This window comes from Phocaeicola barnesiae DSM 18169 = JCM 13652, from assembly GCF_000374585.1.
Lineage (GTDB): Bacteria > Bacteroidota > Bacteroidia > Bacteroidales > Bacteroidaceae > Phocaeicola > Phocaeicola barnesiae.
Map to the genome: position 1 here is coordinate 185,418 of NZ_KB894649.1, position 20,790 is coordinate 206,207.

Below are 20,790 nucleotides of genomic sequence, written 5' to 3' on the forward strand. Positions count from 1 at the left end.
CTATTTCAACTTACCGTATGCTTCATCCGTTACCGGTTCCAGCCATTCGTTGGAAGTCTTTTCACCCGGTACCTCAAAAGCCAGATGGGCAAACCAGCTGTCTGCAGCGGCTCCATGCCAATGCTTGACATTTGCCGGAATATGAATGACTGTTCCGGGTAGAATCTCAACGGCAGGTTTCCCTTCTTCCTGATACCATCCTCTACCGGCCACACCGATAAGCATCTGCCCTCCTCCTTCTGTGGCATGGTGGATGTGCCAATTGTTGCGGCATCCCGGCTCAAAAGTCACGTTCGCTACAGGTACCTGTTCGCTGGAGACAGAGGCCAAATAACTGTTACCGACAAAATACTGTGCGTAGGCAGTATTCGGCTCCCCGATCGGGAAAATCATCTCCCGCTGAAAAGCCGCTTTCGCGTCTTCACCCTTTACATCTTCCGACCAGACTTCCTTAGCCAGGCGGAAGGCGGCCCATGCTTTCGGCCATCCTGCATAGAAACCGATATGGGTCAGAATTTCGGCAATCTCGGTACGGGTGATCCCGTTCTGTTTGGCTGACTGCAAGTGATAGGTCAACGAACTGTCTGTGATACCCTGACTGATGAGCGAAGTGATGGTTACGAGACTACGGTCCCGCAATCCAAGTTTATCGGTACGGCTCCAGACCTCACCGAAAAGTACATCATCATTCAATTCTGCGAATTTAGGAGCAAAGTCTCCAAGCTGATCGCGTCCAGCTGTCTGTTTGATTGTTTCCTGTGCCATAATTGTTGTACTGTTTATCGCCAATGCAAAAAGCACTAAAATAAATTTCATTCTCATAGTGATTCTGTTTCAATGGATTTGCATTTTTCTTTATTGCAAATTTACTTCAATTATACAGATACTCTTGTATACCATTTACAGATATTTATACCCGAATCATAGATAAGGAAACGGAAATAGCCAATAATCCGACAAGAAAAAGTATATTTGTCGAAACGAATAATTCTCACGACATGGATGAACTGATCATACTGGACAGCATTGAAAAATACAACCGGCTTTATGGACTGGAGACCTTGCACCCGATGGTGGCTGTCATTGACTTGTCAAAGGCAACCGTATGGCCGACACATTTCAAGATGAATTACGGTATCTATGCCCTTTACCTGAAAGACATCAAATGCGGAGACATTACCTACGGACGTCAGCCTTACGATTATCAGGAAGGTACCATCGTCAGTTTTGCTCCCGGACAGGTAGCCGAAGTGAATATGGCCCCCGATACCCGTCCTGTAGCTCACGGCGTCCTGTTCCATCCCGATTTCATACACGGTACCGCACTTGGACAGGAAATCAAGAAATATACCTTCTTTTCTTACGAAAGCCGCGAAGCGTTACACGTATCCGAAGAAGAACGGCAAACAGTCATGGACTGCTTCCAAAGGATAGAAGCAGAGCTACGGCATCATACCGACAGGCACAGCCGCCGGCTGGTTACGGCCAACATCGGACTGCTGCTCGATTACTGCATGCGTTTCTATGAGCGTCAGTTTACGACCCGTGAGGCATCCAACAAGGATATCATTGTACGTTTCGAACACCTGCTCGACGAATACTTCGACAGCGAAGCCCCTCAAGAAAGAGGACTGCCTACTGTCAGGTATTTCGCGGAAAAAGTCTGCCTTTCATCCAACTACTTTGGCGACATGGTCAGCAGGCAGACTGGTAAAACCGTATCCGAATACATCCAGAACAAGGTCATCGACCGGGCAAAGGAGTTATTGCTTTCCACTCCCCAATCGATGAGCGAAATAGCTTACAGCCTGGGATTCCAATATCCGCAACACATGAACAGGATGTTCAAACGGATAGCAGGTTGCACACCGAATGAATACCGGACCGACAACCGTCACCTCTGAGAAACTTACTTCTGCAGCCAGCCATCTGGCGGAAAAACTGCCCGTGTAGCCGTCGGTATCAGTACTCAAGTGATTGATTTCTAAAAATTGACATTGAATCCTGCCATGACGGTTGCCCGTGGCATGGGATAACCGGCATTGATTTCGTATTTCTGAGCCAAAAGGTTTTCTCCCCTTGCCCAGATATCCAACCAACGGGAAATACGGAACGACGCCCGAAGATTCCACAACACAAAATCCTCTGTCAGTACCGGATCAGTCTGCGTATAGAGCCCGGCAATGTACTGCACTCCGGTAGAAACATTCCAACGGTCTTTCATGAAGTTGGCTCCCGCATACAGTTTGTGTTCAGGAGCAGCGACAACGGGATTTTCCATGTGCAGGTAACTGTAATTAGCGTCTACGGACCATTGGCGATCGATGCGATAAGCCCCTTGTACCTCGATGCCGGCATTGCGGATTGCCCCGGAATTCTGGTTCAACATTCCACTACCGTCAGGGTTCGGAAGTGTCTGAATAAGATTCTTCCCATCCAGATAAAACAGATTGACACCATAAGTCAAACTTCCTTCCAATAGCCGTTGAGAGAAAGCCAGTTCGTAATTCCACATCGATTCAGGCTGCAAATCGGGATTCTGTGGCGGGAACATGTACATTTCCCGAAGAATGGGATAACGGAAGCCCTTGGAAGCCGATGCCTTCAATTCTACGGCATTCGGAAGATGAAATGCCAAGCCGGCCTGAGGTACCCATTTCGTTCCCACACGCGAATGATGATCTACACGTAATCCGGCATGGAACGTAAGCCAGGAACCGATGTCCTGAAGCCAATCAACATATCCGGCAAACTCATCTTCGTGCTTATCCACCAACTCGGAAATAGTTCCGGCCAGTTCACCACTGACATATTCATTCCAGGCACGACCGCCATAACGGAACCAGTCAGCACCCAGCGTAATACGGTTTCCGGAAAAGAATCGAGCACTCTGATAAAAAGAGACCCCCATCATGTTATCCAACGAAAGGAAGCGGTTATCCAAAGGGCTTTCACCCTTAGAAGGAGTATACCCATCGTTTATCCAATGGTTTCCCCAATTGTAGAAAAAGCTAAGTGACCCGGAAGTCTTGTCGTATTCATTCTCCACCGCAAACGAAGTCATACCTCGGGTGATGCGCTGGTCACCGTCCAGTAACGGAGCATCCACCGGACCAGGATAGGAAGCGTTGAAATGTGTCACATTGACATCGCCCCGTAACCTCCATTGTTCCGTCATTTCATAACCCAATTTGGCATATACACTATACTGTTCGAAGTTCATATCCGTACGATGGCCGTCTGTACGATTGTAGGAACCGGAAACCACGCTCGAGAAACGTCCCTTAAGTACCCGGTTCGTCAACTCCGTCTCCAATGTATTGTAGGATCCGTAACCGGCATGAAGGTGGGTTTTCACACCATCTTCCTTCATCTTGCGGGTAACAATATTCACGACGCCACCCATCGCATTCGAGCCGTATAGGACCGAAGCCGGTCCTCTCAAGACTTCTACCCGCTCCGCCAGAAACGACTGGTAAGCATCAGCTATCGGATGGCCGAAGATTCCGGCATATTGTGGATGACCGTCTATCATTACCATCAACCGACCGGAACTGCCACTCAACCCCCGGAGCGAAATACTTCCGGCAGCACCTCCCGATACTCCGTACCCCATCATTCCCCGTGAAGTCACAAACATTCCCGGAATCTGCTCGGTAAGTACAGGAAGTAACGACGGCTGCATGGCATAGTCTATCCGTGTACGGTCTATCACCGAAACCGTTTGAGACAAATGGCGTACATCCGTCTCATTACGGGTTCCGGTTACTACGACCTCTCCTATCTCATAAATTCGCCCTAAACGAAGTGAATCACTTTTCTGTTCCTGTGCTGCTCCCTCATGAACAGCCAAGACAGCAAACAGTACAACAGCGAAGAATCTCTTCATCTATTTTCGTTTATCAAATTAAGTCCAGTCTGTAAAATCTGTGGAACCGGTTATCTTAACCGATATTTATTTTTTCCAACCACTCGTCCATCTCTGCTTTTGACAAACTTCCGTTCAGAAGCTTGCCGGCTTTCCAGTCAATCTGCGGGTAGACCAAGCGAAGATTCTTCTCGCAATTGGCAATACCACTGCCACCCGAAGTAGCAAAAGGTAACACCTTCTTCCCTGCCAGATTACACCCTTCTATAAACGTATTGATAATGGTGGGGGCAATGTACCACCACACAGGAAATCCAAGAAACACAATCTCATAGTTACGCATATCAGGAAGACTACCGGCAATAGCAGGACGGGAAGAAGGGTCACGCATCTCTACCGATGTACGGCTCATACGGTTTTTCCAATCCAAATCGGCAGCTGTATAAGGACGTTCGGGTACAATCTCGTACAAATCAGCACCGGTCGCTGCGGCCAATTTTTCGGCCATTCTTCTCGTTGTACCACTACAAGAAAAATAAGCGACCAAAACATTCTGACTATTCATATCATTCTTTTTTCATTGTTACGCAATTGTCTTTTAACTTCTGACACAAAGGTAAGAAATATTCAGGAACGGCAAAGTATACCAATCCTCTGATTATTTACCCCTATTACAGATACAATTCCTCCAAAACAATCAGTCCCCATCAAGTTTGAATGGAGACTGACAAAGATGCAGATTCTATCAGAATCGCATCGGATAACCAATAAGAGTTCATCACCCTGGTCTGACCATGGGCATCATTTCCAGATTTTCATCCTAAAGATGAACTTTTCCAACCAGGATGATACAGACTTACGTACCGATTCCTGTTCATGTTGGGCAGCGCTTCCCCTTACGGCCAGTCCTTTGAGCACCTTGGCTCCCGTACAAGCCGACTGGATACGACGTTCCGTACCAGAGAGTCCGCTACCTTCATGGGTACAGAAAGGAACGATTGTCTTTCCTTCCCAATCATGTTTCTCGATGAAGGTATAGACAGCCATCGGCATCTCACCCCACCAGTTGGGATAGCCCAAGAAAATCACATCATAATCTTCGATTCGTTTGTCTCCTTTGATTTCCGGACGAGCATTCGATTCCTTTTCCCGTTTAGCTACCTCAATACACTGATTATACGCTGCCGGATAAGGATTTACCGTTTCAATGTGGAATAAGTCTGCCCCTGTTTCCGCACCAATCATTTCTGCCACAATATGCGTATTTCCCTTCTCAATATAGCCAACGGCATAGTTCTCGTCTGCCCGAGAAAAAAAAGCGACAAGAATTTTCGGTTTGTTTTCCATACGGTTCATTGTTGATTTTTCATTTGTCTGCTGTGTATGCCCGGCCAACGAAGCAAGCAACAGCATGAAAGTAAATAAAATATGTTTCATCAGTCTCTATAGTTTATAGCGTATCCATAATACATCATTCTTCAGTTTCTTCACCTGTTCCAGACGAAGTTGTACCGGCATACGGCCTTTATCGGAAATACCATCAAAAAGGGAAGTTTCCCCCGTACGTCCATCGATACCTGGAGCCAATAAAAGACTGACTTCGTCAATCAGTCCGGCTTCCAAGAAACCGCCGTTGATGTGTCCCCCACCCAATAATCCCAGACGCTTAACGCCAAACCGCTCATAAAGTACCTCCATGGCTTTCGCCAGGTCGATACCATCTTTTCCAACGGCAATCCATGATATATCCTGCTGACGTAAAGTCTCCAGATATTCCTCCGAGGCCTTTTCGCTGACAATACATATCAGCGGAACTCCTTCAATATTATTTGACTTCCACCGCAGACGTCCCCAAGTATCGACAGATACCATATAAGCATCCGATTCCTCGGCAACAAACGTACAGAATTTTCCTACGGGTTTGTTAATGATTGGAACGAAAGGTTCTTTGGCAGCATTATAATGCTCCATCGTTACACGTCCCTCAAGAAGGGAAGGACAATCCAACTCCTCCAGCGTTGAATAATACTCGTCTCCACTTATTTTTTCAACCATGGCACAATCAATGCGCCCGTCAATGGAAGCTACCATGTGACAAATGATATAAGGTCTCATCGTTGTTCAATTATCAGAATCAGTAGATTATGTAAAGTTTAATTCTCTTTCGGCTGAAGCGGTCCGTAGAAATACGAAGCCGTTGCTCCTCCGTCTATCAGGAAGTCAGAGCCTGTAATGAAGGCACCTTTATCTTCCAGCAGAAGCTCTGCCACATGCGCCACTTCATCAGCGGTTCCAGGGCGTCCGGCAGGACACTTGGCAAACATGTTTTTATAGAAACCGCCCCTTGGCCCGTTAAATTCATCAATGGCCAACGGAGTAACAATAATGCCTGGAGACAGCGAATTAAGACGGGCTCCCCGTTCTCCCCATTTCACGGCCTCAGCCATCACCCGCTTCACATTGCACCGTTTAGCCATCTGATAAGCATGCAGCGTATCCCGGATGTTCTCCGGCCGAAGCATTTCCAAAGCAAGCAGCTCCTCGGCAGGTGTAGTGGCCAACAGCCTGTCCGCTTCAGGCGTAAGTGCCGGCATGCGATACCCAGACTGACTGGAAACCGTCACTCCGCTTCCCCCGCTGACAATCACCTTACCTACTTCTTCCAGCAAGACGGCTGTGCCATACAAATCAACCTTCAATATGGTCTCGATGGAAGCCTGACTGGGAGATACACCGGCTGAATTAACCAGATAGCGGATATCTCCATACTTACACGCCTCGGAAATGAGTGAAAGAATGGACTCGCGCGATGAAAGGTCGGCCTCCAGTGCTACAGCATCAAATCCGGAGCCGTTCAAGGCATCGGCAGCAGCCCGGGCGTTCACAAGGCTTCTATCTCCAATAACAATCTTCTTTCCGGATGCAATCCGGCGGACAATGGCAAGCCCTATCTGACCGGCCCCCATCCAGATGATAATATCTTTCTTCATACTCAAAAACCAGTTGTCTCTATTACATCACCTTTTTCTTATCGTTCCGAAAGCAAAAGTACGGAAGTCCTTCCGGATACGAGTTAGATGAATCGCTGATTGATTTACCCGAATTGCTGTTATTTTATAATGATACAATACCCTACAATTCTAAACAAGCCATGTACCTAACTGACCCCAATTTCTCTAAAAGCAACTTTACACCCTATTGCGAACATATCCTTCCGAAGTATTATATGGTGACAAATGTAAGGTATAAGAAACAGAAAAGAAGTTTCTACATAAAATCTAAACAGGCTCTTAGCATTTTCCATAGAAATTCCGTAACTTTGCAGAAACGAATTCATTTAACCCGAATAACTTTATGCAGGAAAAAATTATTATTCTCGACTTCGGTTCGCAGACCACACAGCTGATTGGCCGCCGTGTACGTGAACTGAACATGTATTGCGAGATTGTTCCCTACAACAAGTTCCCTCACAACGACCCGTCGGTTATCGGTGTCATCCTTTCGGGAAGTCCTTTCTCTGTATACGATGAAAAGGCTTTCAAGGTAGACCTGACTGACATCCGCGGCAAATACCCTATTCTGGGAATCTGCTACGGCGCGCAGTTTATGGCATATACCAACGGCGGAAGCGTTGAACCAGCCAATACGCGCGAGTATGGCCGTGCCCATCTGGCCAAGTTCGACCATGAGAACCCGTTGCTGAAAGGTTTCCGCGAACACTCTCAGGTATGGATGAGCCATGGCGATACCATCACAGCCATTCCGGAAAACTTTGAAATCATCGCCTCTACAGACAAGGTTGCCGTTGCCGCTTACCAGGCAAAAGGTGAAAAGCTGTGGGGTGTACAGTTCCACCCGGAAGTGTTCCACACAGAAGACGGTACTCAGCTGCTGAAGAACTTCGTGGTAGACATCTGTGGAGGTAAACAGGACTGGAGCGCCGCTTCATTCATTGAAACCACTGTAGCCGAACTGAAGGCACAACTCGGAAACGACAAGGTAGTGCTGGGTCTGAGCGGTGGCGTAGACTCATCGGTAGCAGCCGTATTGCTGAACAAGGCTATCGGCAAGAACCTGACCTGTATCTTCGTTGACCACGGTATGTTGCGCAAGAACGAGTTCAAGAATGTGCTGCACGACTATGAATGCCTGGGTCTGAACGTAATCGGCGTAGACGCCAGCGAAAAGTTCTTCTCCGAACTGGCAGGTGTCACCGAACCGGAACGTAAACGTAAAATCATCGGCAAAGGATTTATCGATGTATTCGATGAAGAAGCTCACAAGATACAGGATGTAAAATGGTTGGCACAGGGTACCATCTATCCGGACTGCATCGAATCGTTGTCTATCACCGGTACAGTCATCAAGAGTCACCACAACGTAGGTGGTCTGCCTGAAAAGATGAACCTGAAACTGTGCGAACCGCTCCGCCTGCTGTTTAAGGACGAGGTACGCCGCGTAGGTCGTGAACTGGGTATGCCGGAACACCTGATTACCCGTCATCCGTTCCCGGGTCCGGGTCTGGCTGTACGTATCCTGGGCGATATCACCCGCGAGAAGGTACGTATTCTGCAGGATGCCGATGACATCTTCATCCAGGGCCTCCGCGACTGGAAGACCAAAGATGCCGATGGCAACGAAACAGCCTTGTATCACCAGGTATGGCAGGCAGGTGTAATCCTGTTGCCGGTACAGAGTGTAGGTGTAATGGGCGATGAACGTACTTACGAACGTGCCGTAGCACTGCGCGCCGTAACCAGTACAGATGCCATGACAGCCGACTGGGCTCACTTGCCTTACGAATTCATGGCAAAGGTTTCGAACGACATCATCAACAAAGTAAAAGGCGTAAACCGCGTTTGCTACGACATCTCGTCAAAACCGCCTGCAACAATCGAATGGGAATAAGTTAAATCCTATTTATAGCCCTTTTAAAAGGTATTCCAATCGCCCCAACTTGGTTTCGAGTTGGGGCGATTTTATAGATATCCGGACAAGCATTCTATACAAGAATCTTGACTTCTTACATGTAATGGAAATGGAAAGAGAAGGCTTTTCAGGTAACAATCTGCGAATCTATCTTACGGGGAGGCTAACATTGTAAAATGCAAATTGAAACAACTGATAATGGAAATTCATAATTTACTGGATGTCAAATCAAGAGCCGAATTGCGTGAATGGCTAATACAGAACCATAAAACAGAGAAAGAATGCTGGGTAGTGGTGAAACGTGGAAAACCTACAGATGACAATACTTTCTGGTATATTGACGCTGTAGAAGAAGCCCTATGTTTTGGCTGGATAGACAGTACTACTAAGAAAATAACGGATGATGTAACAGCCCAGAAACTTTGTCCACGAAAGCCACGAAGCAATTGGTCCGAACTCAACAAAGAGAGATGCCGCAGAATGGAACGGTTAGGACTGATGACCGATGCCGGAAGAGCCGTCCTGCCGGATATGTCACCTAATGGTTTTACCATAGATAAAGACATATTGCAAAGGTTACAATCCGACCCGGTAGTGTGGGACAACTTCTGTCAGTTCCCTGATTTATATAAGCGAATCAGGATTGATACCATCCAAATCAAGAGAAATCAGCCCGAACTTTTTGAAAGCCGTCTGAACAAATTCATAGAAAATACCCGAAAAGGGCTTCTCTACGGAGAATGGAATGACAATGGAAGACTATTGAAATACGGAATTTCATACGCAAACAAATATACGACAACGTTTCCAGAATAGGGAACGATACTGAATACTGACACTGCCCAATGGATATATTTCTTTCGCATGAGCATATTTTGAAATCGTGTCACCCTAAAATGGGTGACACAGCATTACAGAATGTTATTTATCAGCAGGTAAATAACATCGGAGCAGAACCTAATCTTCCTTAAGACCGTATTTCGGGCCGTAAAGCCGTAGCGCGTCCTGAACCGCCTCCTCACCGAATATTCCTATCATATCTTCCAAGTCATATCTCATCGCTTCCTCGTCATGAGGGGTGAGACACATGACGCGCGACTCCATGTCACGGTAGTCCGGCAATCTGAGGAACATCCCTTTCGTAGACTGGCCGCACAGCCGCCACGCCGTTATCGGCTGCCGGAACGAGGTCGCTTTGCAGAACATATAGGCCATATCCTTAGTATTTGAGACATCCCAGCGGTCGAGTGGCTGATTGAAGCTTTTCGCCTCGTTGAACATACAGTACATATTCTGCACGTTCGAGACATTCCAATTGCTCAAAGGCTTGTTGAAGCTCGAGGCTTTGGAGAACATCTCGCGCATATCCTGCACGTTTGAAACATCCCAATCGTTCAGCGGCTGGTTGAAGCTCGACGCTTCGCAGAACATCTCGCGCATGTTTTGCACGTTCGAGACATTCCACTTTTCAAGCGACTGGTTAAACGCCGCGGCCCTCCAGAACATCTGTCTCATATTCGTGACAGCGGAAACATTCCATGCGCCGATAGGCTGGTTGAAACTTTTCGCCCCTTCGAACATACGGAACATATCCCGCACGTTGGAGACGTTCCAGGTGTTCAGAGGCTGGTTGAAGCGCGCCGCCCTCTCAAAAACTCCTTCCATCACCGTGGCATTCGACGTATCCCACGAGCTGATATCTTGGTTGAACTTGGTGCATCCGGCGAACGTCCACGACATTTCACGGACTTCAGAGGTATTCCACCGGTCGAGCGGCTGGTTGAAGCTTTCAGCTTCGCAGAACATACACGAAATTTTCCGGACCTTTGAGACGTCCCAATCGTTCAGCGGCTGATTGAACTTGCCGCAGGTGCCGAACATCGACTCCATATTCGTTACGGACGAGACATCCCAATCCCCTAACGGCTGATTAAAGTTGCTGCAGCCACAAAATATGCACTCCATGTTCGTTACAGACGAGACGTCCCAATTCCCTATAGGATGGTTGAAATACTTCGCCCTGTGAAACATCCGTTCCATCGTAGTCACGTTCGATGTGTCCCACATTTCAAGTCCATCGAAGTTTTTGCGCGTTGAGTCTTTAAAAAGCTCCGTCATGTCCGTTATCAGCGAAGTGTCGATGTCGCCGAGGTGAACGCTCTTGTCGCTCACCAGTTCCTTCAGTTCCTGCAGAGAATTAGGCTTGTATTTTTTAATCATAGTAACTTGTTCTTTGTAAATACCAATTGGAAAGTGCACCATCGGTTAACTGAACAGTGCACTCATAAAGAGATATCCAAAGAAATAAAAGAAAGCCGACTTAATCAACAGAATGATTCAATTTTGGAATTCTTTAACCAATTCAGAGACTCTTCCAGGACTACTGCCTTACTTTCACACCTCTTTTATGAACCGTCAGCCAATAGGCCGTAAGCACCAGCAAACCTGTCAGTACCCACGATACCGGATAGACCATCATCAGGATATCATATCCCCGCCACACCGGTGACACTCCGTACACCCACACGATACGCAGCAGACAGGTACCGAAAACCGTAAGGACAGCAGGAGTCAGCGATTTACCCATGCCACGCAACGAAGAACCGGCAATCTCGTAACTGCTGGCAATGAACTGCAATGCCAGAACAATGTGCATACGGATAGCTCCGTAATGATGTACCATCGGTACACTGGAGAAAAAGTTCAGAAAGAAATCATCCTGCCAGGCAAAAAGCCAGTTGAAAGCCGCACAGAAAGCGACACAGGATCCCATGCAAATCCAGAAAATACGATGAACTCTATCCATTTTCCCGGCTCCATAGTTCTGGGCGATGAAACTGATAGCGGCCCCGTTAAAACCTTGGATAATGAAATAACAATAATACTCGAAGTTGAGCGCCGCCGATGAACCGGCTATCGCATCGGCTCCGTAGCTGTTGATGGACGACTGTACCACGACATTGGAGATGGAAAATATCATCCCCTGCACACCGGCAGGAACTCCGATGCGTAACATACGGCTCAATTCTCCGGTGTGGATTTTCAACTTCTCGAAATGCAGCCGGAACGGTTCTTTCTCCTTACGTAAAAGCCGTATGATTAAAGTTGCACTCACCGCATTGGCGATACCTGTAGCTACAGCCACGCCAGCCACGCCCATACGGAAACAGATGACAAACAACAAATTAAGCAAGGTATTGACAACGCCGGCCATAACCAGGATATACAGTGGACGGCGTGTATCACCCATACTCCGCAGAATAGCCGCGCCGAAGTTAAAAGCCATGATAAAAGGCATGCCCAGGAAATAGATACGCAGGTAAGTCACAGCCTCATCCAGCACCTCCGGAGGTGTACCCATCCAAGTCAGTATCGGTCGGGCGGCTACCTGACCCAATATCAGCAGAAAGAAGCCGCTGATAACCGCCACCAGCTGCACGGTATCGATAGCGTGGCGTATACTTCTGTCATCCTGCTGTCCGATGTGATTGGAAATGACAGCACAGGCTCCCATAGAAACGCCCATGAACAGATTGATGAGCAATCCGATCACCGGTGCGTTGCTTCCCACAGCCGCCAAGGCTTCACTTCCGACGAAGTGTCCCACAACCGCTACATCCACCGAATTAAAAAGTTCCTGCAACAGACTGCTGGCCGCCAACGGAAGAGCAAACAGCAGAATTTTCTTCAACAACGGTCCGTTCAGCATGTCTATCTCATTGCTTTGGGAACGCTTCTTACTCACATTGTTATCCATCTTTAGTTACCTTAATCAAAAAACCGCGACAAAGTTACAGTAAAATCGGATAACATATCCATTCACAAAAGTGAAATAACCCTATCGATTCTGCAACAACCGATAGAAAGGACAAAAAAACGTCCTCACGTTTCACTTCAAACATGAGGACATGGTTTGTATAAAATATGAGGACGTTTTCAAAGGGTATCAATCATTGCGGGAAAAGTCGTTATGTATCAGTCATCAATATCGATTACGCGCATCTGGCTGTCGAAAGTGATTTCCCAACGGTTAGAAAGTTTCACTTCGTATTCTTTTCTGTCGCGTTCAATTTTCAGGATCTTGGCATCCGGATAATTGTTCTTTACATAGGTACGGATAGCCTCAGGAATCACCTGCGCAGGAACACCCGTCTGCTTACAACTGATTTCAGTCCATTCACCCGATTTGTCGAATTCCAGCTTTTCACCGTTAGTGAAAATGACATCGTACATCTTCGAGAACAGTTCTGTTTCCACTTTAGCCAGCGCTATCTTATGCGACTTGAAATACGTAGAAATAAAAGTCTGTGCCTTTGTCGGCAATTCACCCACCTGAATCGGTTTTTCATTATCCGCCATTACCACTGTAGACATTGCGAACACACACATCAGCATTAAAAAGAATCGTTTCATAAAGCATCGTATTTTAAAAGGTAAATAAATATTGTTTTAAGTTTCTACGACAAATATCGGTAGGGAATCTGAAAAGAAACTGAAAACTGATGCCTGATTACGAAAAAAATCACTTTTTCACTGAAAAAATATGCCGGCCTTCTTCGAAAGCATAGGAAATCTCCAACTGACTGACCCGACAGATGGATTTTACCAACGCCAGCCCCAGACCGGTAGAGCCTTCCTTCTTTGCCCCCTGATAAAACCGTTCGAAGATACGGTTGGCATCCAAGGCCCCCTCCCCTTCGTTCGAGATACTGAAAGCAGACTCCGTAAAGAGAATCCGAATCTCGCCATCCTCTACACTGTGGACAAAAGCATTCTTCAACAGATTGGTCACCAGCACAATGGCCAACGATTCACTGATATCTGTACGGAAACTCCCTTGCTCGTCCATCTGCACCCGAATCCGCTTGTAACCGTAAACCTCCTGATAGGTATCCAGATAATGAGCCATCAGTTCGTTCAGGCAAACTGAACGGACATCTACAAACTGGTGGTTCTCTATCTTACAAAGCATGAGCAACGACTTGTTCATCCGGGTAAGGTTTTCCAGGGTCTGATGAGTTTTCGCCAACTCTTCCAGCTGCTTTTCGGTAAGTGTTTCATCCTCCATCAGCATTTCCAGACGGTTCCGGCAGATAGCCAAAGGAGTCTGCATCTCATGCGATGCATTGCCGATAAACAGTTTCTGCTGCTCATACAAGGCCTCACTGCGCTCCATCGAACGAAGGACTGCCTCATTCAACGTCTGGAATTCAGTGACACGGGTAGGATTCTCCAACGGTTTGGAATGAGAATCCAGCCGATAATTGTCCAGCCACTCCAACAGAACATACAGCGGCTTCATATTACGCCGGAATACCCAGGCATTGACAGACAAGATAGCCAGAAAGAGTAATACATATAGAAAAACAATCCAACCCAACATGGCCCGCTGAAGGTCCTGTTTCTCAATCGTAGGTGTATAGACTACCAGCTCATGGTAAATACCATCGTCAGCCTGGAATATCTGTATCAGAACTCGGGCAGGTTCGTACTCCTCCTTCTCCGCAATATAAACCATCTCATCGTGATACGTAATGTGCGGATACCGGTCAGCATATTCGGCAGTGACCTCATACAGGTAATATTGGTTGTTCGAACCGTTACTCGACGAGGGCATTTCTTCGCCCGACAGCGAACGGATCATGAGGGTCTCCGCATAGTCTTCCAGAGAATCATCCACCTCGTCATTCACTTCTTCCATGACGGCCATGTAGAAGAAGGCCGCCCATGCCGTGAGAATCACAACCATGGCAGCCGCCATCCGCCACATGGCAAGCTTGAACAGTTTCATTCCGTTATCAGTTTATAACCGACTCCATACACGGCCTTCAACTCAGCCGTTGCACCTGCTTCTTTCAGGCGTTTCCGCAGATTCTTGATCTGTGCATAGATGAAGTCGAAATTATCTACTTGGTCAATGTGGTCTCCCCAAACGGATTCAGCCAATGTGGATTTATTGACCAGCCGTCCCGGACGTAACATGAAATAAAGCAGAATATCATATTCCTTACGGTTGAGTTCCACCTCTTTATCGGCCACCTTCACCTTGAATAAATCCGGAATGATTTCAATGTTCCCGTATTGGACCTTCCGCTCGCCTTCCCGCTGGTTACGGCGCAACAGGCTCTTGATACGGGCATGAAGTTCTGCCAGGTGATAAGGTTTGGGCAGGTAATCGTCCGCTCCCAAATCCAGCCCCTGCACTTTATCTTCCAGCGAATCCTTGGCCGAAAGAATGATGACATTGGTACGTTTACCCAACGCCTGCAATTCATGCAGCAAATCCAATCCGGATCCGTCGGGCAACATGATGTCCAGCAGAATACAATCGTAATCATAATCCTCTATCTTCAGGAGTGCCGTCCGGTAATCGGGAGCCTGAGACACCACATAGCGTTCCTTCTCCAGCGAAGCTGTCGTGATTTCACGCAAATCATTATCGTCCTCAACAATCAATATCTTCATAAACGTCTGTTTTTAATCCATCGGAACCCTACAAAAATAAGAAACTGTTTTGATTTCTTACAAACGAACAGACAAAAATCTTATCGTTTGTTCCGCCCTGGGCCTGTCACCCCAGGAACGGTCCATCAAAACAGTCTCTTTAAATAAAAACGGATCTTTCGTTTATCGGGCATTCATCTGCGAAAAATCCATCTCTTTCGCAGCTTCAGGTGTATCTTCGTCCATACGGGTAAATGTCACCTCACGACTTCCCTTCACCGCATCGTTCAGCTTCAACTTGATCCCCTTGGCATTTTCCAGATCCAAGGTATTCAAATTATAACTTACAGCTCCCTCAATCATACGTACATCCAATGTATCGCCATAAGTGTTGTAGCGGTACTCCAACTGGATGTATCCGTCGTCCGTCAACTCCTCTGTGGCCTGTACCAGACTCACCCGATGAGGTTCTTTCTGCGGGACATGCTGGGCAAACACCAGATTCAAGTAGCCGCCCCCTATCCAGGCATCGGAGATGTATGCCGGGTCGTTACCATATTCGGCCTCGTTTTCCGGAGTCAGTTTCTCTACCGATTTCGTCAGGATATCATAGATATATTCCGGTTTGATACCATAATCATACGACTGGAAATTCTCATACAACGGATTGAAATAGAGTATGGCACGCTGCCCCTCCACCGGACGGTATCCCCAGATTGCCGTAGCTGCCGGCCACATCGTACCCCATGTATCTCCCGTAAAACTATAAGCTCCTGTTCCTTCTACATGAACCGTCACCCAATCACGCCCGATATCGCCCAACGAAAAGCCGTCGTCCGAATCGCAGCCTTGAAACAAGCCGCAGGCTCCCACCAGCAAAGTACCTACATAAAACTTTAGTCCTTTCATAGTCTGAATCATTTTATTATCTCTTTACCTCCAAAAGACAGAATTGCTGTAATTACTGCATGAAATTCAGATTTATTAAGAAAATTCACACCCGGTACACACATTTTCAATGAAAAAATTGGGGGTGTACCGTTTCCGATACACCCCCAATCAATATAGAAAAATCGTATAGATTATCCTACAAACCAACGTACATAGCAGAAGTCCTGACGGTGTGCCAAGTCCGGATGTTTCGGGAACATACGGTAAGACACCTTGAGGCTACCGGCATTCGAGAAGCTGTGAGTAACAGCGAAGGTATAGATAGAACCTTCACGTTTAACCAGTTTCAACGGAGTTACAGAATAGATACATTCTTTACCGTCGTTATTGGTATAAGTTACTACCTGTTCGATACCGATTGCATCGTCCAGACCCTTTTCGTCTACTACAACAGTGATGGTATAGTCTTTTCCGTTTTCTACATGACCCTGCTGAAGTTCAGCACATCTGTCAACAGAAAGAACCTGGATTTCATCCCACTTGGCAGCCACTTCTTCCTTCCAGTCGGACAAAGCCTTGGCGCGAGCATAGTCGTTTGCGGCCAATTCTTTGAAGTGAGCAGCTTCCTTGCAGTAGAACTTGCTGTAATAATCGTCCAGCTGACGTTTCATTGTATAGTGAGGAGCTACCTGAGCGATAGAGTTCTTGATGGTCTTCACCCAACCTTCAGAATAACCCTTCTTGTTGCGGGCATAGAACAACGGCAGGATTTCAGTTTCCAGGATGCTGTAGATAGTAGTAGCATCCAGTTTGTCCTGATATTCCTGGTTCTGGTAAGTACGTTTTTCAGTCAACGCCCAACCTGCACCTTCGCGGTAGCCTTCCAACCACCAGCCATCCAATACAGAGAAGTTGACAACACCGTTCATCAACGCCTTTTCACCCGATGTACCTGATGCTTCCAACGGACGAGTCGGAGTATTCATCCAGATATCTACACCTGATACCAGACGACGGGCCAGCTTCATATCGTAGTTTTCCAGGAAGATAATCTTACCCAGGAATTCCGGACGCTTAGAGATTTCTACAATCTTCTTGATCAGTCCCTGACCTGCACCATCGTGCGGGTGAGCCTTACCGGCAAACAGGAACTGTACCGGATAATCCGGGTTGTTGACAATCTTAGACAAACGGTCAAGGTCAGTAAACAACAAGTGAGCACGTTTGTAAGTAGCGAAACGACGGGCGAAACCGATCAACAGCGCATTCGGATTGATTTTGTCCATCAATGAAACGACACGTGAAGGATCTCCCTGGTTCTTCAACCATGTATCGCGGAACTGCTGACGGATGTAATCGATCAACTTGTTCTTCAAAGCGACACGAGTCTTCCAAACCTCTTCATCAGGTACATTGTAGATAGCTTCCCAGATATTCGGATTAGACTGATCTTTCAGGAAGTTCTTGTCGAAATGCTTAGCATAAAGTTTCTGCCATTCAGAAGCACACCAAGTCGGGAAGTGTACACCGTTTGTTACATATCCTACGTGGTTTTCTTCCGGGAAATAGCCCTTCCAGATACCGGAGAACATTTCCTGAGAAACTTTTCCGTGCAACCAGCTTACACCGTTTACTTCCATACAAGTGTTGCAAGCGAAAGTAGACATACAGAAACGTTCATTGGAATCACCCGGATTGATACGGCCCAGATCCATCAAATCCTGCCATGAGATACCCATACGCTGCGGATATCCACCCATGTACTTACCGAACAGACCTTCATCGAAATAGTCGTGACCGGCAGGAACCGGAGTGTGTACAGTATATAATGAAGAAGCACGAACAACTTCCAATGCTTCGTCGAATGTCATACCACTTTCTACATAATCGCACAGACGCTGTACGTTACACAAAGCAGCATGTCCTTCGTTGCAATGATAAACATCCTTCTTGATACCCAGTCTCTTCAACAGCAATACACCACCGATACCGAGCAGGATTTCCTGCTTCAGACGGTTTTCCCAATCACCACCATACAGCTGATGAGTAATAGGACGGTCGAACTCGCTGTTCATTTCGTTATCTGTATCCAACAGATACAAAGGAACACGACCAACATTCACACGCCATACGTATGCATGTACATAATAGTTCAGATATGGAACATCCAGAACCAACGGTTTACCGTTTTCATCGCTTACGCGTTCCAATGGCAGGCTGGCAAAGTTCTGAGGCTCGTAGTTAGCCACCTGCTGTCCGTCCATTGACAAGCTCTGGCTGAAATAACCGTAACGATACAGGAAACCGATACCGCACATATCTACGTTACTGTCGGAAGCTTCCTTCATGTAGTCACCGGCCAAGATACCCAAACCACCTGAATAAATCTTCAGGACATGAGTCAAGCCGTATTCCATACAGAAATAAGCGACTGACGGACGGCTGCTGTCCGGTTTTTCGCTCATATAAGCTTTAAACTTGGTATAAACCTTGTTGATTCTATCCAATACTTCCTTATTGGTAGAAAGGGCTTCCAATTTCTCATAGTTCAAGCGTTCCAGGAATGCAACCGGGTTCTGTCCTACCAGACTCCAGATTTCAGGATCCAGTGATTTGAACATATCTGTAGCTTCATAGTTCCAAGACCACCAGATGTTATGTGCCAATTCCTGCAACATCTGCAAAGATTCTGGAATACGTGATTTGACAGTTACTTCTCTCCAAACCGGATTGTTAACATAATTAGTTCTAACTTTCATATTTCAAAAAAGGTTAATCATTATCTTTATTAGCAGAAGAAATGCGTTTCTGCATGTTGCGTAAAGCAACATCATACGCTTCATAGTAGTACTGTATAAAATGTTTCCACAGTGCCTTTTCGGCTATTGCAGCCGCCTTCTCACGAATCTTCTTGATTTCTGTATCTGACAAATGAGAGAATTCAGTAATCGAATCCCGAATGGCATCAGCCACCTCAGAATAGTTGTAATCGGTACGGTGAATGACAGACGCGCCATCCTTCAAGGTACCGGCATGGCCCAAGATTGAGTTTACCCACAGACCGAAACCGGCCAAATCTGTTGTGATGGTAGGAACCTTAAAAGCGACACTTTCCAGCGGAGTATACCCCCATGGTTCGTAATAAGACGGATATACGCTCAAGTCATTACCGATAATCAGATCATAGTAAGGGATATTGATGATTCCATCCCGACCGTCCAGATAGCAAGGAACGAAAATCACCTTCACCTTCGATTCCGGGCCATTTGACATGTTCAGGTATTTCAACATATCCAATACCTGGTCATGACTCATGTTATGCAACCAATGAGTAATGAAAGGTACTTCAAGAGGAGTATTGAACTTCTTGTTGCTCTTCAAGCGTTCTACCAGGTCTTCGCGGGCATCACCTACCCATCCCGGTACGTTGATGAAAGCCAAGACTTTCTTGTTCAAGTTCTTGTCACGTGTCAGCCTGTTCAAAGCTTCCAGGTAGACATTGATTCCTTTATTCTTGAATTCATAACGTCCACTGGTACCGATCACCAATGTATCATCAGAAAATTCCTCACCTAAAAGTTTGTTAGCCAATGTCAGCATGGCCTTACGGGCCTTTCTCCGTTTAGCCATAAAGGCCGGACCTTTCGGTACGAAATCATCCTCAAAGCCATTGGGCAAAACGACATCGACCGGTTTGTCTAACAATTCCTTACATTCATTGTTTGTGATTTCACTGACAGTGGTGAAACAATCTACATTGTGAGCGGTCTGTTTTTCGATGGAATGTTTGGATTCCATGTTCAGCTCACGAGCCATCTGATCGCCATTGTATGCAAATAAATAGTCGTACAAAGGTTTGTTATTACCAGCGATGGAACGGCCAATAGAAGTGGCATGAGTAGTAAACACGGTAGCAATTTCAGGTACGTGTTTTTTGATATACAGAGCTCCCAGACCGGTCATCCATTCATGCGCCTGATAAATGACTTTATCTTTTGCGGTAAAATGATAACGGTAGAAACTCTCGACTACTCTTCCGGCAGCATAAGAAAACATGGACGCTTCATCATAATCTCCATAGGCATGCAGAGAATCAACTTGAAAATCTATCCACGCCTGTGTATAGATGTCATTCTTTTGTGCATAGAAGGGAGTAAAATCTACCAGAATCGCAATCGGAGAACCAGGCACCTGCCACCTTCCGACCCTCACTTTCAGCCCACTTTCTTGTAAAGCGTGTTCGCGCCATGCTTTCAGCAAAGCATCATCCTCTACGAAAAGAGGATTTTCCTTACCTGACCATACATCCGGACCAATAAAATAAAGCTTGTCGGGATAACTGTCCTGCAGTGTCTTGGCACGTGTAGAAAGAACGGTATAGATTCCTCCTACCTTATTACAGACTTCCCAGCTTGATTCGAAGATATAATCAGGCTTCAAAAGCTGTTTCATCATCATTTATAGTATTTTCTAATCGGCTGCGAAGATACAAAAAACATTGAAATACAAGAAGAAATTCAGACGATTTTCTTACACAAAGATTTTGTATGTACTGATTCTAAAAAAAAAGTAAGACACTACACAAATAACATTATTTACGAATCAACATAATTTATTTACACAAATCTGCACAGCCTAAAGTCTCTATATCCAGCCAG

The 20,790-nt window shown here is 46.4% G+C and carries 17 protein-coding genes; 3 read left to right on the forward strand and 14 right to left on the reverse strand.

Annotated elements, in window-relative coordinates:
* Complete coding sequence (locus C510_RS0108910) at positions 1–816, reverse strand: carboxymuconolactone decarboxylase family protein (protein WP_018710998.1); 816 nt, start codon at positions 814–816, stop codon at positions 1–3.
* A 182-nt stretch (positions 817–998) separates the two neighbouring features.
* On the opposite strand from C510_RS0108910, the gene C510_RS0108915 reads away from it, so the two are divergent.
* A complete protein-coding gene (locus C510_RS0108915; protein ID WP_018710999.1) occupies positions 999–1,904 on the forward strand; it encodes a helix-turn-helix domain-containing protein in 906 nt (301 codons plus the stop codon).
* An 80-nt stretch (positions 1,905–1,984) separates the two neighbouring features.
* Here the strand turns inward: C510_RS0108915 and C510_RS0108920 are convergent, their stop codons facing one another.
* The 5 genes from C510_RS0108920 to C510_RS0108940 all read right to left on the reverse strand — a co-directional run bounded on the left by C510_RS0108920 (position 1,985) and on the right by C510_RS0108940 (position 6,858).
* Positions 1,985–3,889, reverse strand: a complete 1,905-nt coding sequence (locus C510_RS0108920; protein WP_018711000.1) for a TonB-dependent receptor — start codon at positions 3,887–3,889, stop codon at positions 1,985–1,987.
* A 55-nt stretch (positions 3,890–3,944) separates the two neighbouring features.
* Positions 3,945–4,433 carry a flavodoxin gene (locus tag C510_RS0108925; RefSeq protein ID WP_025892389.1) on the reverse strand — a complete coding sequence of 163 codons (489 nt, stop codon included), beginning with the start codon at positions 4,431–4,433 and terminating at the stop codon, positions 3,945–3,947.
* Between the two features lie 236 nt (positions 4,434–4,669).
* Positions 4,670–5,305 (reverse strand): flavodoxin, encoded by a 636-nt coding sequence (locus C510_RS0108930; RefSeq protein WP_025892390.1) that lies wholly within the window; start codon positions 5,303–5,305, stop codon positions 4,670–4,672.
* 6 nt (positions 5,306–5,311) lie between these two features.
* A complete protein-coding gene (locus C510_RS0108935; protein ID WP_022339004.1) occupies positions 5,312–5,983 on the reverse strand; it encodes a dihydrofolate reductase family protein in 672 nt (223 codons plus the stop codon).
* A gap of 38 nt (positions 5,984–6,021) precedes the next feature.
* Positions 6,022–6,858 (reverse strand): SDR family oxidoreductase, encoded by an 837-nt coding sequence (locus C510_RS0108940; protein ID WP_018711004.1) that lies wholly within the window; start codon positions 6,856–6,858, stop codon positions 6,022–6,024.
* 364 nt (positions 6,859–7,222) lie between these two features.
* Here C510_RS0108940 and guaA point away from each other — a divergent pair, with 364 nt between their 5' ends.
* Positions 7,223–8,776, forward strand: coding sequence for a glutamine-hydrolyzing GMP synthase (gene guaA / locus C510_RS0108945; protein ID WP_018711005.1), 1,554 nt, complete (start codon positions 7,223–7,225; stop codon positions 8,774–8,776).
* A gap of 219 nt (positions 8,777–8,995) precedes the next feature.
* The gene (locus C510_RS0108950) at positions 8,996–9,613 is read left to right on the forward strand and encodes a YdeI/OmpD-associated family protein (RefSeq protein WP_018711006.1); all 618 of its coding nucleotides are present in this window, start codon (positions 8,996–8,998) and stop codon (positions 9,611–9,613) included.
* A gap of 141 nt (positions 9,614–9,754) precedes the next feature.
* Here the strand turns inward: C510_RS0108950 and C510_RS16915 are convergent, their stop codons facing one another.
* The 8 genes from C510_RS16915 to C510_RS0108990 all read right to left on the reverse strand — a co-directional run bounded on the left by C510_RS16915 (position 9,755) and on the right by C510_RS0108990 (position 20,587).
* On the reverse strand, positions 9,755–11,017 hold the full coding sequence (locus C510_RS16915; RefSeq protein WP_018711007.1) for a BspA family leucine-rich repeat surface protein: 1,263 nt from the start codon (positions 11,015–11,017) through the stop codon (positions 9,755–9,757).
* A gap of 160 nt (positions 11,018–11,177) precedes the next feature.
* Entirely contained in the window at positions 11,178–12,554 is a 1,377-nt protein-coding gene (locus C510_RS0108960; RefSeq protein WP_018711008.1) for an MATE family efflux transporter, read from the reverse strand.
* A gap of 218 nt (positions 12,555–12,772) precedes the next feature.
* Positions 12,773–13,210, reverse strand: a complete 438-nt coding sequence (locus C510_RS0108965; RefSeq protein WP_022339773.1) for a PepSY-like domain-containing protein — start codon at positions 13,208–13,210, stop codon at positions 12,773–12,775.
* Between the two features lie 109 nt (positions 13,211–13,319).
* Positions 13,320–14,588, reverse strand: coding sequence for a sensor histidine kinase (locus C510_RS0108970; protein ID WP_018711010.1), 1,269 nt, complete (start codon positions 14,586–14,588; stop codon positions 13,320–13,322).
* Entirely contained in the window at positions 14,585–15,262 is a 678-nt protein-coding gene (locus C510_RS0108975) for a response regulator transcription factor (protein ID WP_018711011.1), read from the reverse strand. The genes C510_RS0108970 and C510_RS0108975 overlap by 4 nt, the downstream gene beginning before the upstream one ends.
* A gap of 162 nt (positions 15,263–15,424) precedes the next feature.
* Complete coding sequence (locus C510_RS0108980; RefSeq protein ID WP_022339772.1) at positions 15,425–16,150, reverse strand: NigD1/NigD2 family lipoprotein; 726 nt, start codon at positions 16,148–16,150, stop codon at positions 15,425–15,427.
* Positions 16,151–16,323: 173 nt separating this feature from the next.
* Positions 16,324–18,891, reverse strand: a complete 2,568-nt coding sequence (gene glgP, locus C510_RS0108985; RefSeq protein ID WP_025892392.1) for an alpha-glucan family phosphorylase — start codon at positions 18,889–18,891, stop codon at positions 16,324–16,326.
* Positions 18,892–18,904: 13 nt separating this feature from the next.
* Complete coding sequence (locus C510_RS0108990) at positions 18,905–20,587, reverse strand: glycosyltransferase (RefSeq protein WP_022339770.1); 1,683 nt, start codon at positions 20,585–20,587, stop codon at positions 18,905–18,907.
* Between the last annotated feature and the right edge of the window lie 203 nt (positions 20,588–20,790).

Coding starts and splice junctions, on each gene's coding strand:
- C510_RS0108960 (WP_018711008.1), bottom strand. CDS start 12,554: ATGGATAACAATGTGAGTAAGAAGCGTTCCCAAAGCAATGAGATAGAC.
- C510_RS0108925 (WP_025892389.1), bottom strand. CDS start 4,433: ATGAATAGTCAGAATGTTTTGGTCGCTTATTTTTCTTGTAGTGGTACA.
- C510_RS0108975 (WP_018711011.1), bottom strand. CDS start 15,262: ATGAAGATATTGATTGTTGAGGACGATAATGATTTGCGTGAAATCACG.
- C510_RS0108930 (WP_025892390.1), bottom strand. CDS start 5,305: ATGAAACATATTTTATTTACTTTCATGCTGTTGCTTGCTTCGTTGGCC.
- C510_RS0108910 (WP_018710998.1), bottom strand. CDS start 816: ATGAAATTTATTTTAGTGCTTTTTGCATTGGCGATAAACAGTACAACA.
- C510_RS0108965 (WP_022339773.1), bottom strand. CDS start 13,210: ATGAAACGATTCTTTTTAATGCTGATGTGTGTGTTCGCAATGTCTACA.
- C510_RS0108940 (WP_018711004.1), bottom strand. CDS start 6,858: ATGAAGAAAGATATTATCATCTGGATGGGGGCCGGTCAGATAGGGCTT.
- guaA (WP_018711005.1), top strand. CDS start 7,223: ATGCAGGAAAAAATTATTATTCTCGACTTCGGTTCGCAGACCACACAG.
- C510_RS0108990 (WP_022339770.1), bottom strand. CDS start 20,587: ATGATGAAACAGCTTTTGAAGCCTGATTATATCTTCGAATCAAGCTGG.
- glgP (WP_025892392.1), bottom strand. CDS start 18,891: ATGAAAGTTAGAACTAATTATGTTAACAATCCGGTTTGGAGAGAAGTA.
- C510_RS0108950 (WP_018711006.1), top strand. CDS start 8,996: ATGGAAATTCATAATTTACTGGATGTCAAATCAAGAGCCGAATTGCGT.
- C510_RS0108935 (WP_022339004.1), bottom strand. CDS start 5,983: ATGAGACCTTATATCATTTGTCACATGGTAGCTTCCATTGACGGGCGC.
- C510_RS16915 (WP_018711007.1), bottom strand. CDS start 11,017: ATGATTAAAAAATACAAGCCTAATTCTCTGCAGGAACTGAAGGAACTG.
- C510_RS0108980 (WP_022339772.1), bottom strand. CDS start 16,150: ATGAAAGGACTAAAGTTTTATGTAGGTACTTTGCTGGTGGGAGCCTGC.
- C510_RS0108915 (WP_018710999.1), top strand. CDS start 999: ATGGATGAACTGATCATACTGGACAGCATTGAAAAATACAACCGGCTT.
- C510_RS0108970 (WP_018711010.1), bottom strand. CDS start 14,588: ATGAAACTGTTCAAGCTTGCCATGTGGCGGATGGCGGCTGCCATGGTT.
- C510_RS0108920 (WP_018711000.1), bottom strand. CDS start 3,889: ATGAAGAGATTCTTCGCTGTTGTACTGTTTGCTGTCTTGGCTGTTCAT.